The sequence below is a fragment of the Gordonia jacobaea genome (genome assembly GCF_965344965.1).
GTDB lineage: Bacteria > Actinomycetota > Actinomycetes > Mycobacteriales > Mycobacteriaceae > Gordonia > Gordonia jacobaea.
The window spans coordinates 442,970-458,277 of the sequence record NZ_CBDRLS010000002.1 but is presented as its reverse complement, the minus strand read 5'-3'; the positions used below and the strand labels follow the sequence as shown (position 1 = coordinate 458,277).

The following is a 15,308-nucleotide window of genomic DNA, read 5'->3' as shown; positions in this document are numbered from 1 at the left end:
GTGACGCGGTGAGTGTTCTGCTGTTCGGAATCAGCCATCGGAGCGCACCCGTCGACGTTCTGGAGCGACTCGCGGTCGCCGACCACGACCGGCCCAAGCTCGTCGACGACCTGCTGTCGTCACGTGCGATCTCCGAGGCGATGCTCGTCTCGACCTGCAATCGCGTCGAGATCTACGCCGTCGTCGACGCATTCCACCCCGCACTCGAAGCCGTTGGTGACGTGCTCGGCGATCATTCCGGGCTTTCCATCAACGACCTCACCCGCCACGCGTACGTCCGCTACTCCGAGGCCGCCGTCGAGCATCTGTTCACCGTTGCCGCAGGCCTCGACTCGATCGTCGTCGGCGAGCAGCAGATCCTCGGTCAGATCCGCAACGCCTACCTCGACGCCGACGCCAACAAGACCACCGGTCGTACCCTGCACGAGCTCGCCCAGCACGCCCTGCGAGTCGGCAAGCGGGTGCACTCCGAGACCGGAATCGACCGCGCGGGAGCGTCGGTCGTGTCGGTTGCGCTGCATCGCGCCCAGCATCTGCTGCAGAAGGCGGCGCCAGAGATCGATCCCGAGCAGTCGCTGCGCAGAGCCGTTGTCATCGGCGCAGGCGCCATGGGGGGTCTTGCGACCGCCCAGTTGGCCCGTGAAGGCGTCCGCGAGCTTGTCGTGGTCAACCGGACCGTCGCCAACGCGGAGCACCTCGCAGGCAATATCGCGGCCAATCATCCGGGTGTCGCCGTGCGCGGCGTCGGATTCGACGACCTGCCTGCCGTGATGGCCTCCGCGGACGTCGTCGTCGCATGCACGGGTTCCATCGGGACCGTCGTCGGCGTCGGCGAGGTGCATTCGGCACTGGCCGCACGTACCGCTGTGCAGCCGCTGATCATCTGCGACCTGGGGCTGCCCCGCAACGTCGATCCCGCCGCCGCGCGACTGCCCGGCGTCCACGTCATCGACATCGAGAGTCTGCGCGGCGATTCCGAGGCACAGGCCGCTCACGACGACACCGCCGCTGCCCGCTCGATCGTCGGCGGCGAGCTCTCCGACTACCTGACCCTGCAGCGTCAGGCCGAGGTCACGCCGACCGTCGCGGCACTGCGTCAACGCGCAGCCGACGTCGTCGAGGCGGAGATTCTCCGGCTCGAGACCCGCCTGCCCGACCTCGAGGGCGCTCAGCGCGACGAGGTTGCCAAGACTGTTCGACGCGTCGTCGACAAACTGCTGCACGCCCCCACTGTCCGGGTCAAACAGCTCGCGTCGACGCCCAACGGCGACCACTACGCCGAGGCGCTGCGTGAACTCTTCGAGCTCAAGCCGGGCGCAGCCGAGGCCGTATCGGCGCCGGAGAGCGGTCTGGGCGACAAGCATGGCGTCGGCGAAACGTCGGCCGATCAGGGAGAGCGTTGAGCCCCATTCGCATCGGTACGCGCGGCTCGCTGCTCGCCCGTACCCAGTCTCAGACCATCGCCGACGCTCTGACCGCCAACGGGCATCCCGCAGAGCTGGTCATCATCAAGACGGCGGGTGACGCGTCGGCGGCCCCAGTCGCCGAGATCGGCGTCGGAGTGTTCACGACGGCCATCCGCAACGCGCTGCATGCGGGCGAAGTCGACGTCGCCGTCCACTCCTACAAGGACCTGCCGACAGCACCCGATCCGGGCCTGGTGATCGCGGCTGTCCCACCTCGGGAAGATCCACGAGATGCGCTGGTCAGCAGGGGTAACCTCGTACTCGGGGCGCTTCCTCCCGGCGCGACGGTCGGCACGTCCTCCCCGCGGAGGGCGGCACAGCTTAAAGCATTGGGTCTCGGTTTGGAAATCCGCCCCCTAAGAGGCAACCTAGATTCTCGGTTGGGCAAAGTCGCCGGCGGCGAACTCGACGCAGTCGTTGTCGCCCGTGCCGGACTCGTCCGCATCGGCAGGGCCGAAGAGGTCACCGAAGCGTTCGATCCAGTGGTGCTGTTACCAGCACCGGCGCAGGGTGCACTGGCAGTTGAGTGCCGCTCCGACGATGCCGAACTGGTGAGAATTCTCGCCGAGTTGGACGACGAGGCCACCCGCGTGGCGGTCGACGCCGAGCGTGCGGTATTGGCGGCTCTCGAAGCCGGATGTACCGCACCGGTCGGTGCGATAGCCGAAGTGGTCGAGTCGATCGATGAGGACGGGCGCATCTTCGCCGAACTGTCGCTCCGTGCGGCGGTGGCGGCCGAGGACGGATCCGATGTGATCCGCGCTTCGGTGGTGGGTCCGGTCGACAACGCCACACAACTCGGACGAGGCCTCGCCGCCGAACTGCTGGATCTGGGAGCGGGCGAACTCGTCAACTCCTGAGCAGCAGAGAAGAACTGCAGCCCTCTCGACGAGGGCAGGAGAGTGCGAACGCATGAGCCGTACGAAGAAGGCCAATCCGGGTCGAATCCTCTTCGTGGGATCGGGTCCCGGCGATCCCGACCTGCTAACCGTGCGTGCGCGGACAGTGATCGCGAATGCGACGACCGCCTTCATCGATCCCGACGTTCCAGCAGCGGTCGTGGCGATGATCGGCTCCGCCCACCGGCAGGAGCTCGCGGAATCCGCGCGTAAGAGCACCAAGAACGACACGAAGAAGGCCGACGAGGCCACCGACGAGAACGAGTCCGACGACTCGTCGACCGCTGCGGACGACACCGTCGAGGAGCAGGACCAGATCGTCCATCCCGCACTCGGCGATCCCGCTGAGGTCGCTCGCACCCTCGTCGCCGCAGCGAAGGAGGGCGACGACGTCGTCCGCGTCGTCTCCGGTGATCCGCTGACGACCGATTCGGTGCTGTCCGAGGTCAACGCCGTCTCGCGTACCTCGGTCGCATTCGAGGTGCTGCCAGGACTGCCTGCGGCTTCCGTGGTCCCGAGCTATGCGGGCATGCCGCTGGGCTCGAGCCACACCGAGGCCGACGTCCGCGCCGAAGGCGTCGACTGGGCCGCGCTCGCCGCAGCACCGGGACCGCTGGTGCTGCACGCGACGTCGGGCCACCTCGCCGAGACCGCCAGTGCACTGACCGAGCACGGTCTCGCCCCGCAGACGCCCGTTGCGATCACGATCAATGGCACCACCTGCGCGCAGCGCACCATCGAGGCGACGCTGGCCACGCTCAACGAGCAGGGCAACGCGCTGAGCGGACCGCTGATCCTCACGATCGGCAAGGTCGTCAGCCAGCGCGGCAAGCTCTCCTGGTGGGAGTCGCGCGCGCTCTACGGCTGGACCGTTCTGGTGCCCCGCACCAAGGACCAGGCAGGCGACATGAGCGAACGCCTCGTCAGCCACGGCGCTGTGCCCAAGGAAGTGCCGACCATCGCGGTCGAGCCGCCCCGCAGCCCGGCGCAGATGGAGCGCGCCGTCAAGGGACTCGTCGACGGTCGCTACCAGTGGGTCGTGTTCACCTCGACCAACGCGGTGCGTGCCGTGTGGGAGAAGTTCGCCGAGTTCGGACTCGACGCTCGCGCGTTCTCCGGCGTGAAGATCGCCTGCGTCGGCGAAGCGACGGCCGAGAAGGTCCGGACCTTCGGTATCAACCCCGAGCTGGTTCCGTCCGGCGAGCAGTCGAGCCTCGGACTCCTCGAAGACTTCCCGCCGTACGACGACGTCTTCGACCCGGTCGACCGAATCCTGTTGCCGCGCGCCGACATTGCCACCGAGACCCTCTCGGAGGGTCTGCGCGATCGCGGTTGGGAGATCGACGACGTCACCGCGTACCGCACCGTGCGGGCAGCACCGCCGCCCGCCGAGACGCGCGAGATGATCAAGACCGGCGGATTCGACGCCGTCTGCTTCACCTCGAGCTCGACGGTCCGCAACCTCGTCGGCATCGCCGGAAAGCCGCACGCGCGCACCATCGTTGCGTGCATCGGTCCCAAGACTGCCGAGACCGCAACCGAATTCGGACTGCGCGTCGACGTCCAGCCGGAGTCGGCATCGGTGACCGAACTGGTCGACGCCCTCGCCGAGCATGCCGCTCGCCTGCGCGCTGAGGGCGCGCTGCCTCCTCCGCGCAAGAAGTCGCGGCGGTCGCGGTCGTAGAGGTGGGGCGTATGACACCGGTTATTCGACCCCGCAGACTGCGCACCACACCGGCGATGCGTCGGCTGGTGGCGCAAAACGCGCTGCGCCCAGCCGATCTCGTGCTGCCGATGTTCGTCGCCGACGGCATCGACGATCCGCGCCCGATCGGATCGATGCCCGGCGTCGTGCAGCACACGCTCGACTCGCTGCGCAAAGCGGCCGACGAGGCCGTGCGCGCGGGCGTCGGCGGGCTGATGCTGTTCGGTGTTCCCAAGGCCGAGGACAAGGACGCAGTCGGGTCCGGCGCTGACGATCCGGACGGCATCCTCAATCGCGGATTGCGTGTTCTCGCAGACGATCTCGGCGATTCGACCGTGCTGATGGCCGACACCTGCCTCGACGAGTTCACCGACCACGGGCACTGCGGCGTGCTGTCCGACGACGGCCGAGTCGACAACGATGCGACGCTCGAGCGCTACGTGTCGATGTCACTCGCGCAGGCCCGTGCCGGTGCGCACCTTCTGGGTCCGTCGGGGATGATGGACGGCCAGGTCGCCGAGATTCGTGCCGCACTCGACGCCGAAGGCCTTACCGACACAGGCATTCTCGCGTACTCGGCGAAGTATGCGTCCGCGTTCTACGGCCCGTTCCGCGAGGCTGTCGGCTCGTCTCTGCAGGGCGATCGTCGTACCTACCAACAGGATTCGGCCAACCGCACCGAGGCGCTCCGCGAGGTGCGGCTCGACCTCGACGAGGGCGCCGACATCGTGATGGTCAAGCCCGCCATGAGCTACCTCGACATCGTCCGCGACGTCGCAGAGATCTCCGACGTTCCCGTCGCGGCCTACCAGATCTCGGGCGAGTACTCGATGATCACCGCCGCCGCCGAGCGCGGCTGGATCGACCGCGACGCCGCCATCCTCGAGTCGCTGACCTCGATCAAACGCGCCGGCGCCTCGATCATCCTCACCTACTGGGCGACCGAGGTCGCCGCCAAGTTGGCCTAGGCCGCTTTACCGCTGGCCGGGCGGCGCGCGCTTTACCGCTGGCCGAGCGGGGCTACCCCTACCGGTGGTCGGGCGGCGCGGCTTTTCCGCTGGCTGGGCGGGGCGGCCACAACCGCTGGTCGAGCGGGCCCGAGCGGAGCGAGGTCCCGAGTCGAGACCACTCGCGCCGGCCGCTGGCCGCCTTCTCCCTGTTCGGGCGGCGCGGCCTTTCCGCTGGTCGAGCGGGTCCGAGCGGAGCGAGGTCCCGAGCCGAGACCACTTCGCGCCGCCGTCGGGTACCGCGCCCCCGTCGTGCCCGGTGTGCGTACACAATCGTGACGTCAGCGGGGGGTGATCGAAATTATTGTCGTGGCCACCCGCTGGCGTCCGAGTTGTGTACGTAGCCGCGCTCTGCAGGTCCTCATCGCTCCTTCCCGCTGGCTGGGCGAGACCCGCACCGCTAGTCGGGCGAGGCCGCCTTTCCCGCTGGTCGAGCGGGCCCGAGCGGAGCGAGGTCCCGAGTCGAGACCACACGCGTCGGCCGCTGGGCCCGTCCCCGCTGGCTGGACGGCGCGGCCACAACCGCTGGTCGAGCGGGCCCGAGCGCAGCGAGGTCCCGAGTCGAGACCACTTCGCGCAGCTGTCGGGTATCGGCGCCCGTGGTGGTCCGGCGTGCGTACACAATCGTGACGTCAGCGGGTGGCGATCGAAGTTATTGTCGTGGCCTCGCGCTGGCGTCCGAGTTGTGTACGTAGCCGCGCTCTGCAGGTCCTCATCGCGCACCAAGCTGCGTTCATTACGCTGGAGCTATGTCGCATTTTCTCGATCCGCGTCGCGACCCCGCGTCCGCGCAGCCCGACGGGCAGAATAAGCGCCCGAAGCTGCCCGACTCGGTGGCAATCGCGTGTGAGCTGTGGATTGTCGTGGTCATCGCCAGGATAGTCACGGCCGTCGCGCAGTACCCGACCCTGCGCGACATGATGAACCAGCGAGCGTCCGACCTCCCCGCCGATACCCCGCGCGCAGAGGTAGACCTCATGACGTCCTCGGGCTTCCTGATCGCCATTACGGTGATCACGGCGGTCGTGCTGTCCGCGATCTCGTTGACCTTCGTCTGGTTTGTGCGCAAGGGATACAACTGGGCGCGGGTCCTGCTTGGTGCGATGGGAGTTTTCGTCCTCATCGACATGGCCTTCTCGCTGATCGGGGGCGTCGATCCCTGGTGGACCGGAATCCCTCTGACCATCGGTGGCATCGCCGCGCTCGGCGCGACCATCCTTCTCCTGAGACGTGAGTCCGACGCCTACTGCCGCGCGATGGCCGACTACCGCCGACCGCGAACCACGCCGCCCGGGTACCCCGCGCCTCCCGCGTACCCACCCCAGTACCCGCAGGCCCCGCCGTACCAGCAGACACCGCCGTACCCTCAAGCACCGCCCTACCAGCAGACACCGCCATACCCGCAGGCCGCGCCTCCGTCGTACGGACAAGCACCCGACCAGCCTCCGGCCGGTGGCCAGTATCCCGACAACGCCTACTATCCCCAGAACTCGCCGACGCCGACGTCCTGGGAAGAAGAGGCGCGACTCCGGGGCTGGCAGCCGCCGACGACCACCGAGGCGGCATCACCCCAGAGCACGTCACCCCAAAACGCAACACCCCAGACCGGATCGCTGCAGAAAGATCCGAATACAGTCGGCACGCCGTCGGGAACGGGCCACGGCGACTACGCTTCCGAAGAGGGGGACCGATCCGTCGAGGCGCGTCTCCACAGCCACGAGAACGAGTCGACGCCGCACAGCGAGCCGTCGACAGACAGAAAGCAAAGCAGTGACCCTTCCTGACGCAAGTAAACGCCCGAAGATGGTGACCTGGGCGTATCGATGCTGGATAGCGTCCGGCGTTCTGTTGGGACTGCTCGGGGTCGTCTACATCCTGGCAGGCATCTTCGCCGACGGCCCGACGCTGCTTCCGATCGGGATCGGGATCATCGTGATCGCGGTCGGCGTGGCGTACGTGCTGCTCGGCAGCAAGGCCTACGTCGGGGATGCTCGTTGGCGCTCCTCGTTGGCGGCGCTGACGCTGGTCGTGGTGATCATGCTGGTGTTCCTGAGTTTCGGCGATCCAGCCCTGGCGTTCACGCTGCTCGCAGCAGTCATCGGACTCCTGGGATCGTTGTTCGCCTACCGGCCGGAAGCCGACGCGTGGTTCAACGCCGGCAGCCCACCCGAGTGCCCGGAGAAGTCGACGTCGGGCAAGGGTAAGTCGGGCGGCAAGGGTCGCGTCGCGAACGGCAAGAGCAGGCCGGGCGGTAATACACGCCCCGCCGAGAATCGATCGGGCGCCAACGGCGCCGCGTCCGCGCGGAACAAGCAGGACCGGAAACGGGACAGAGCGTGAGCTCTGCCGCTGACGATCCCAGCGACGACGACGTCGAAGAAGCCGCAGCGCCCGATGAAGCCGCCGACGCTGACGAAGCCGCGGATGCCGAAGAACCCGCCGACGTTGAAGAACCTGCCGAGCCCGAAGAACCCGCCGACTCCGCAGAACCCGCCGAGCCCGAGGAAACCGCGAACCCGATCCCGGCGCCCGAGGATCGTGGCGAGACGTTGTTCGTCGAGCAGGGCGGAAGTTGGTGGGTCGTGGCGATCGGCCCGGTGCTCGCGGGTGCCGTGCTCGCGATGGACATTGCAGGCCCCGGGCGCGTGCACTGGCTGTGGATTTCGGTCCTCGGAGCGATCATCACGCTGTTCTCGATCGTCCAGGTGTATGCGGCGCGCCGTCACGTCGGCGTCGAACTGACCGAGACCACGCTGCAGCAGGGCACATTGCTGATGGCGCTCGCCGACATCGAGAAGATCTACCCCGCCAACAATGGCGCCGAACACGAGAAGTGGGAGAGCGCTCCGGCGCTCGGAGAACTCGCGGGTGTTCCGCGACGGCGCAAGGGCGTCGGCGTGAAGCTCGTCGACGGCAAGCTCGCCCAGGCGTGGGCCCGCGACGTCGAACGATTCCGGCAGGAACTCACCGAGGCGCACCTCGCGGTGCAACTCGGTGTGTCCCCGCGGGGGCCGAGCAGCTAACCCAGCCCCCGACCTCTCAGTGGTTGTCGATCATCGGCGCGCCCATGAGTTCCTCGGGGATGCCGAACGCGTCGACGAGTGTCGCCGCGTGGGGACGAAGGTCTTGGCAGAGTTCGTTGACGCCGCGTCGAATCGCCTTGGCGCGCTCCACGGAGATGTGGCGATGCATCATGAACCAGCCGAGGTCGGCCTCGAGGGCTGAGTAGACGAACAGATCGCACACCTTGCCGAGCACCTCGGCCGCGGCGCGCGAATCGCAGTCGTTGATGGCCTGGACGAACGCCTCCAGCACGATCCGCTCGGTGCGAGCCTGCCCGACCTTGAGCAGATGGTCCTGCGCATTGTTGAACACCTCGAACGCATCGTTGTCATCGTTGGTTGCTCGACGCAGGCGCTGCGCGCAGGTGCGCACCAGATGGTCCTCGCGGTTGCGGAACAGTCGAAGCTGCGTGCCACGGTTGGTCAGCGCCGACTTCTCGGTGTCTTCGTCCGAACTCTCCAGGAGCGTCTGAACCACTTGTCGCGCAGCGGTTTTCTCGACGACGACGTCGCGCGCCATCGACGCGATGAACCGCACCCAACCGCCTGCCGACAGGCCTTGGACGTCGTCGGCGTAGGCCGAAAGCACTTCCTTGGCGATGAGCTGGGTGAGCACGGTGTTGTCGCCCTCGAACGTGGTGAAGACGTCGATGTCGCCGCGGATGATCGAGATCTGGTTCTCGTCGAGATAGCCTGCGCCGCCGCATGCTTCGCGAGCGACATTGATCGCGTGAGATGCGTGCCATGTCGCGTACGCCTTGAGTCCTGCGGCGTTGGCTTCGAGCTCGCGCTGGCGACCCGCCTTGGAATCGTCGGCGGAGCCGTCGGGCGATTCGGCCGGGGTGTCGGACTGGACTTCGTGCAGTTCTTCGGTGAGCTCGTTCTGTGCGAATGCGATGGCGTACGACTTCGCGATGAGCGGCAGCAGCTTTCGCTGGTGGCCGAGATAGTCGAGGATGACGATCTCTTCCTCGTCGCCCGGGGCGTCGAATTGCCTGCGCACCAAGCCATATCGTGTGGCGATCGCCAACGCCTTACGTGACGCGGCTCCGGCGGTGGCCGCTACCGTGATCCGACCACGGATGAGTGTGCCGAGCATGGTGAAGAAGCGTCGGTTGGGGTTCTCGATCGGCGACGAGTACGTGCCGTCGTCCTCGACGTCCGCATAGCGGTTGAGGAGATTGTCCTTCGGTATGCGCACCTCGTCGAACATGATGCGTCCGTTGTCGACGCCGGGCAGTCCGCCCTTGTAGCCGCAGTCGCTCGTCGTCACGCCGGGAAGGTCGTTGCCGTCGGCGTCGCGGATCGGCACCACAAAGCAGTGCACGCCATAGCTTTCCGGCTCCTGGCCGGGACCGGCAGTGATCAACTGCGCGAAAACCGATGCCATGCGGGCGTGTTCGGCAGCGCCGCCGATGTAATCCTTGCGGGCCGACGGCGTCGGCGAGTGGATCACGAATTCCTTGGTGGCTGCGTCGTACGTCGCGGTGGTCTCGAGTTCCTGCACGTTGGAACCGTGCCCGGTCTCGGTCATGGCGAAGCAGCCGAGGAGGTCGAGGCTGATGGTGTCGGCGACGTACTTCTCGTGATGCCCTGCGGTGCCGAGGTTTTCGACGGCGCCGCCGAACAGCCCCCACTGCACTCCCGCCTTGACCATCAGGGACAGGTCGGCGTAGCCGAGCATCTCGATCGCGGTGATCGACGCCCCGACGTCGCCTGTGCCGCCGTGGTCGGCGCCGAATCCGGCAGCCGCGAATCCTTCGTCGGACAGTTCGCGCATCTCCTCAAGGATGCGCGCACGCGCCTGTTCGAGAGTTCGCGACGGATCGGGAAGCAGGTCGGCGCGGTTGGCGCGTCGTCGAACTTCGTCTCGGGTGGCTCGCCAGCGTCCGTCGAGTACGTAGCGCAGGTTGTCGACGAGCAGACCGCGTTCGGCTTCGGACAGTTCGCTGGTGTCGGCGACTGGCGTGTCGATGCTGGGATCGTCGTCGGTTGCTGGCGTCGAGGGACTCTCGGTTGGGGTCGACATGAGCTCTACGTTACGGATCGATTCCGACCGTGGGGGTCGATACCCGCGAGGACAGGCTTACGACGCGCGATGAACACCGACGGCCCGATGCTTTCCGCCTGCGAAACCGTCGACGGCAGCATGTTTGCCCGGCGCCGCGTGAGCGCTCGAATGCTGGCCGAACGGCAACAGCGGGGCGACCGCGTCGGACACCTGCTTGCTGACATCGGCGACCTGCGTCCGGAGCGTCGAGAACGGGTCTGTCGGGGCCGGACGCGTTGCCGGCTTGGCCTGAGCAACCTGCGGCGCGGCCGAGTTCGGTGCTGTCGGGGGAGCCACGCGCTCGTCGTAGCCCTGGGTGGCACGCGTGCTGCTCATCGTGATCTGGCTGCGTACCTCGACACGAGGTTGAGTCGACGCCGACTTTGGCTGCGCGCCAAACGATTCCGCGATCTGATCGAGGAAATCCTGTCCGGATTCCAGCGTGACCCCGAATGCCTTCTGCAGGCCCTCGATGTTGATCGCGATGTTCTCGTTGATCTGTTTGCCGACCGCGTCCATGTTCTTGTAGAACTCCGCGGTGCTCTCGCGCAGAGCCTCCGGTGTGGTCGCAGCGCGGGCGTCGGCGAGCAATTGCTGCTGGACCTTCGGGTCCTGCCCGTTGCGCACCTCGATGTAGTCAAGGCGTGACTTCTCGTCGTAGTCGGGCCGGTTGTACACCCAGTTGTGCTCGGTCTGTGGTTGCCCGAAATCGAAGAACGAGTAGTAGTTGCCGAACAGATACTGTTTCGGCAGCGAATCCGGCGCGCCCTTGATCCCGCCGAGCTGGCAGGGAAGGCAATACGTGCCCTCGACATTGGGGTTCAGACCGATCCACGACGCCTTGCCCAGGCGATTGAGTGCCTTGAGCCACTGGTCGGCGGTGGGCGCGGGTCGATAGCCGGTCGGGTCCTGCGTCAGCGTTTCCCAGATCGCCTTCTGCGGTCCCCACGGGTCGAGCTTGTAGTACTTGCCGGACCAATCCGGCTGTATCTCGACAACCTTGCCCTCGGGAGTGGTGTAAGTCTCGTGGTTGGGATCGATGGTGTTGCGGATCTCCGGGAAGCGATAACCCAACACCAACTGCCAAGTGGGCACCTGCCCGTACTGGTCGAAGTAGAAGACGTCCGAACACGGCCCGGGGATGCCGGTGCAGTTCTCCGTCATGGGCGCGTTGGCGGCCATGGTGATCCACCACTGTTCGAAATTCGCCTGTGCGACAAGCGGAATCGGCACCATCATCAGGGTGGTGCCTTCGAGCTTCTGCTTGTCCTGCTGGTCGAACCCGATGACGTTGGTCGGGATGTAGAGCCACCAGTTGCTGGAATTCTCGAGCGCTTCACTCGTCTTGTTCATGCCCTCGTACTCGACGGCAGGCATGTTGGCGATCGTCTGAAGGAGGTTCGTCGGAATATTCGCCACGGAGTTCCCGGCGAGCCGCACGCCATTGTCGGCGGTCACGGTCGGCACCTGAACGTCGGGGGGAGTGGGCGTATGCGACGCCAACGCCGAGACGACGCCGACTCCGACAAGTGCAGCCCCCAACGCGGTGACCGGTCGCGACCCGCCGGTCCGTCGAGACATGCTTGTGGCGTCGACGTCGGTTTTCATCAGATGCGTCCCCCCATGGAACTCCGTCTGGCTTTGAGTAGCGATTGACTGTTTGTCGTGTTGTGCCCTGCCTGGCGTGAGCATCCGCGACGTTGCGACCCCCGATGCCACCTCCTTCCGGGGGTGGCGTGCACACGAGTGTGGTCCATATCGTAGGAGCACGTCAACGTCGCGGGCCTCACCCCGCGTGTCATCGATGCCAAGCAGGGAGAACACTGTGTCGTCACAGACAACCGATGTCGCTGTCACCGCGCAACTCGACGCCGAGTTCGGGCGCATCGACTCCGGGACCGCCAATCGCTCGGAAATGACGCCCCTTCGCTTCCTGCAGCGCTCGGTCGAGGTGTTCGGCGATCGCACCGCCATCCGTTACGGGGCGCGTTCGGCGACCTACACGGAGTTCGGCGACGAGGTGCAGCGCCTTGCCCGGGTCCTCGAGTCGACGATCAGGCCGGGTGAGCGGATCGCCTACCTGGCACCCAACGTGCCCGAGTTGCTCGTCGCGCACTTCGCGGTGCCGCTCGCAGGCGGAGTTCTTGTCGCACTCAACTCACGCCTGGCAGGCCCCGAACTCGTCTACATCCTCAATCACGCCGGCGTCACCACACTGTTCTTCGACGCCGAGTTCCGCCACACCGTCGCTTCCATCGCCGACGAGGTTCCTGACGTGACGTCGTACGTCGAGATCACCGACCTCGAGTTCGGTCCAACGCCGAGCGACGTCGAATCGTCGGGCATCAGTGGACTTCGCTCGTACGCTGACTTTCTCGCAGGCGCCGAGGAGCTTGATTCGACGCCGCTCCCGTGGACTGTCGACGACGAAGACCGGGTCATCAGCATCAACTACACGTCGGGGACGACGGGCAAGCCCAAGGGTGTGATGTACACGCATCGGGGCGCCTACCTCAACTCGCTGGGCGAGATGCACCACAACCAATTCACCGGCAGCACAAGGTATTTGTGGACGCTCCCCATGTTCCACTGCAACGGGTGGTGCACGCCCTGGGCGGTCACCGCTGCGTCGGCGATGCATGTGTGTCTACGTCTGGTGCGCGCAGACGCGGTGTGGGACGCCATCGACGACCTCGGTGTCACCAATCTGTGCGGTGCGCCAACGGTTCTCATCACGATTGCCGGATCACCACGCGCGCACCGCCTCGACGCGCCGCTCCGGATCACCACGGCGGGCGCACCTCCGTCTCCGACGGTGATCGCAGCGCTTGCGGCGCTCGACATCGGTGTCGTCCACGTCTACGGCCTCACCGAAAGCTATGGCCCGTACACGATCTGCGAGTACCAGGAAGCCTGGGACGATCTCGACCCCGCCGACAGGGCCGCGAAACTATCGCTGCAGGGTGTCGGAATGGTTCAGGCAGAACCGGCGCGTGTCGTCGAGCGCGGCGTCGTGCCACTTGTCGACGTGCCCGCCGACGGCTCGACGATCGGTGAGATCGTGTTGCGCGGCAACAACATCATGGCCGGGTACTTCAAAGATCCCGATGCGACTCGACAAGCGTTCGAGGGTGGATGGTTTCACACCGGCGACCTCGGCGTGATGCACCAGGACGGCTACATTCAGCTCCGCGATCGAGCCAAGGACATCATCATCTCGGGTGGCGAGAACATCTCGACGATCGAGGTCGAACAAGCGCTCGTCAGCCACGACGCAGTGCTCGACGTCGCGGTCGTCGGTGTCCCCGACGAGAAGTGGGGCGAGCGGGCCAGAGCGTATGTGCTCCTGAAGGAGGGGCGGTCGCTGAGCTCCGACGAGTTGATCGAGTATGCGCGAACTTTGTTGGCGGGCTACAAGATTCCACGAGATATCATCTTCGCCGACGAGTTGCCGCGCACGTCGACAGGCAAGGTACTCAAGTTCGAGCTACGCAAGAACGCCGCGAATTGATCTGCGTCGCCGATCACATCGCGTAGCGCGCGAGCAGGTCGGCGCCGACTGCAGGCGGTACGAGTTCTTCGGGGAAGACCATGGCGGGTGTCGCGAACTGGCGGGTCCTCACCACGAACATGGTCCCGAGGTGTGCGACTCCGGTGATCGCCGACGCATGCACTGAGTTCGTCGTCGGGCCCGCCGTCAGGGTGAGGCGATCGAACGAGAACTCACTCGACATCGGCGTCCCCGCAGGGGCGAATCTCGCCCACACGGCGATGATCCGACGGTAGGCAAAGAACGGCAGCGCGGGCGTGAGCACGAGGAGCGCGCAGCCATAGATCAGTACCGAGGACGACGAGTCGTCGCTTGCCGCCATGAACGCACCGAAGACGACGAGCAGAACGCCGAACCCGCCGAAGACAGCAGCCTGGACGACGAGCTGACGGCGCAGACCGAGCAACAGGGATTTCGCGGCCCGCGACGACATGTCGGGTCCTGCGATCATCTGGCTGCGCACCACACCCGGGGGTGGAGGCGGCGTCGTCGCGTCGAAGCGGGGGATTGACGGCAAAGTGTCGGGGCCTTGCGACGACGGAACGGTCACGCGATCTCCTCTGACTGGCGAGTGGTCGTCGAAAATGTAGCCGAGAACACCCGGGTCGACGCCGTCGTCGGCCCGGGTGTCGTTCGGCTGACCGAGCGCGAGGTTCATCCGATGATCGGTGCTCCTTTCGCACACGCCGGACGGCTGCGCGTTGGCACAACGGGTTGGCCACCAGCGATACTGAATCCATGGCACCGAGTGACACAGCGGGCGGATCGGTCGATCTCCGAACCCAGGTCGTCGCGGCGTCGATCCGTCTGTTCAGCGAAAACGGCTACGAGTCGACGACGGTCGATCAGATCGCGGCCGCCGCGGGTGTGTCGCGACGAACCCTGTTTCGACAGTTCCGGTCGAAAGAGGACATGATCTTCGCCGACCATGAGGAACTGCTGACCGACGTGGCCGCGCAACTCGCCGGCAGCGACGACGTCGACCCGCCGACCGCGGTGTGCGCAGCGGCCGAGCTGGTGTTCACGCACTTTCACAACACCCGTGACCTGGCGGTTCGACGCATGGACGTCGTATCGAAGGTGCCGACTCTGCGCGAGCGCGAGTTGGTGACGACGTATCGGTACCAGCGGGTTTTCGAAGAGTATCTGCGCAGTCGGCTACCCGATGAGTCGCCGGTCGACATCGTCGCGTTCGCCGCAGCGATCACCTCGGCGCACAACTACCTGCTGCGATCGATGATCCGCGGCGACGCGGACGCGACGCTCGGTCGGTTGCGTCGAGACCTCGAACGTATTCGGATGGCCCTCGGTGCCAGCGGACGACCCGAGGTAGCTGTCATCACCTTCCCCGCAGGCGCGTCGGCACTCGAAATCTCGCGGGCGGTCAGCGAAAAGATCGGCTCGGAGATCCCTGACTCTGGCACCTGACACTTCTTCGATCACCTGATCGGATGAATACGAGCGGGTCGCGAGTGATTCAAGCACGAAATGGTCGCTGAAGTGCCATGATGTGGTCCGTGGTCGGCGTTGCCTGCCATGTGCTGTAGGTGGCGCGGCACCCGGGGGAGC

Annotated in this window: 12 protein-coding genes; 9 read left to right on the top strand and 3 right to left on the bottom strand. The window is 66.2% G+C overall.

Annotation, left to right across the window (positions count from 1 at the left end; genetic code table 11):
- Window positions 1-8: 8 nt before the first annotated feature.
- The 7 genes from ACRVY7_RS08235 (at window position 9) to ACRVY7_RS08205 (ending at window position 8,100) form a co-directional block, all read left to right on the top strand.
- A complete protein-coding gene (locus ACRVY7_RS08235; RefSeq protein WP_049700853.1) occupies window positions 9-1,403 on the top strand; it encodes a glutamyl-tRNA reductase in 1,395 nt (464 codons plus the stop codon).
- Complete coding sequence (gene hemC, locus ACRVY7_RS08230; protein WP_431816694.1) at window positions 1,400-2,326, top strand: hydroxymethylbilane synthase; 927 nt, start codon at window positions 1,400-1,402, stop codon at window positions 2,324-2,326. The genes ACRVY7_RS08235 and hemC overlap by 4 nt, the downstream gene beginning before the upstream one ends.
- A gap of 52 nt (window positions 2,327-2,378) precedes the next feature.
- The gene (locus ACRVY7_RS08225) at window positions 2,379-4,049 is read left to right on the top strand and encodes a bifunctional uroporphyrinogen-III C-methyltransferase/uroporphyrinogen-III synthase (protein ID WP_431816693.1); all 1,671 of its coding nucleotides are present in this window, start codon (window positions 2,379-2,381) and stop codon (window positions 4,047-4,049) included.
- Between the two features lie 11 nt (window positions 4,050-4,060).
- Complete coding sequence (gene hemB, locus ACRVY7_RS08220; protein ID WP_431816692.1) at window positions 4,061-5,038, top strand: porphobilinogen synthase; 978 nt, start codon at window positions 4,061-4,063, stop codon at window positions 5,036-5,038.
- 788 nt (window positions 5,039-5,826) lie between these two features.
- Entirely contained in the window at window positions 5,827-6,861 is a 1,035-nt protein-coding gene (locus ACRVY7_RS08215) for a DUF998 domain-containing protein (protein WP_431816691.1), read from the top strand.
- Window positions 6,848-7,417, top strand: coding sequence for a hypothetical protein (locus ACRVY7_RS08210; protein WP_082937907.1), 570 nt, complete (start codon window positions 6,848-6,850; stop codon window positions 7,415-7,417). Before ACRVY7_RS08215 ends, ACRVY7_RS08210 begins: the two co-directional genes overlap by 14 nt.
- Window positions 7,414-8,100, top strand: a complete 687-nt coding sequence (locus tag ACRVY7_RS08205; protein ID WP_431816690.1) for a hypothetical protein — start codon at window positions 7,414-7,416, stop codon at window positions 8,098-8,100. The genes ACRVY7_RS08210 and ACRVY7_RS08205 overlap by 4 nt, the downstream gene beginning before the upstream one ends.
- Before the next feature lie 16 nt (window positions 8,101-8,116).
- Here the strand turns inward: ACRVY7_RS08205 and ACRVY7_RS08200 are convergent, their stop codons facing one another.
- Window positions 8,117-10,168, bottom strand: a complete 2,052-nt coding sequence (locus ACRVY7_RS08200; protein ID WP_431816689.1) for an acyl-CoA dehydrogenase family protein — start codon at window positions 10,166-10,168, stop codon at window positions 8,117-8,119.
- A 57-nt stretch (window positions 10,169-10,225) separates the two neighbouring features.
- The gene (locus ACRVY7_RS08195) at window positions 10,226-11,797 is read right to left on the bottom strand and encodes a hypothetical protein (RefSeq protein ID WP_431816688.1); all 1,572 of its coding nucleotides are present in this window, start codon (window positions 11,795-11,797) and stop codon (window positions 10,226-10,228) included.
- A gap of 217 nt (window positions 11,798-12,014) precedes the next feature.
- Between ACRVY7_RS08195 and ACRVY7_RS08190 the strand changes: the two genes are divergently transcribed.
- A complete protein-coding gene (locus tag ACRVY7_RS08190; protein ID WP_414652038.1) occupies window positions 12,015-13,700 on the top strand; it encodes an AMP-binding protein in 1,686 nt (561 codons plus the stop codon).
- Between the two features lie 13 nt (window positions 13,701-13,713).
- On the opposite strand, the gene ACRVY7_RS08185 is transcribed toward ACRVY7_RS08190, so the two are convergent.
- Window positions 13,714-14,397 carry a hypothetical protein gene (locus ACRVY7_RS08185; RefSeq protein ID WP_431816687.1) on the bottom strand — a complete coding sequence of 228 codons (684 nt, stop codon included), beginning with the start codon at window positions 14,395-14,397 and terminating at the stop codon, window positions 13,714-13,716.
- Between the two features lie 80 nt (window positions 14,398-14,477).
- On the opposite strand from ACRVY7_RS08185, the gene ACRVY7_RS08180 reads away from it, so the two are divergent.
- Entirely contained in the window at window positions 14,478-15,167 is a 690-nt protein-coding gene (locus tag ACRVY7_RS08180; RefSeq protein ID WP_431816686.1) for a TetR/AcrR family transcriptional regulator, read from the top strand.
- Window positions 15,168-15,308: the final 141 nt, after the last annotated feature.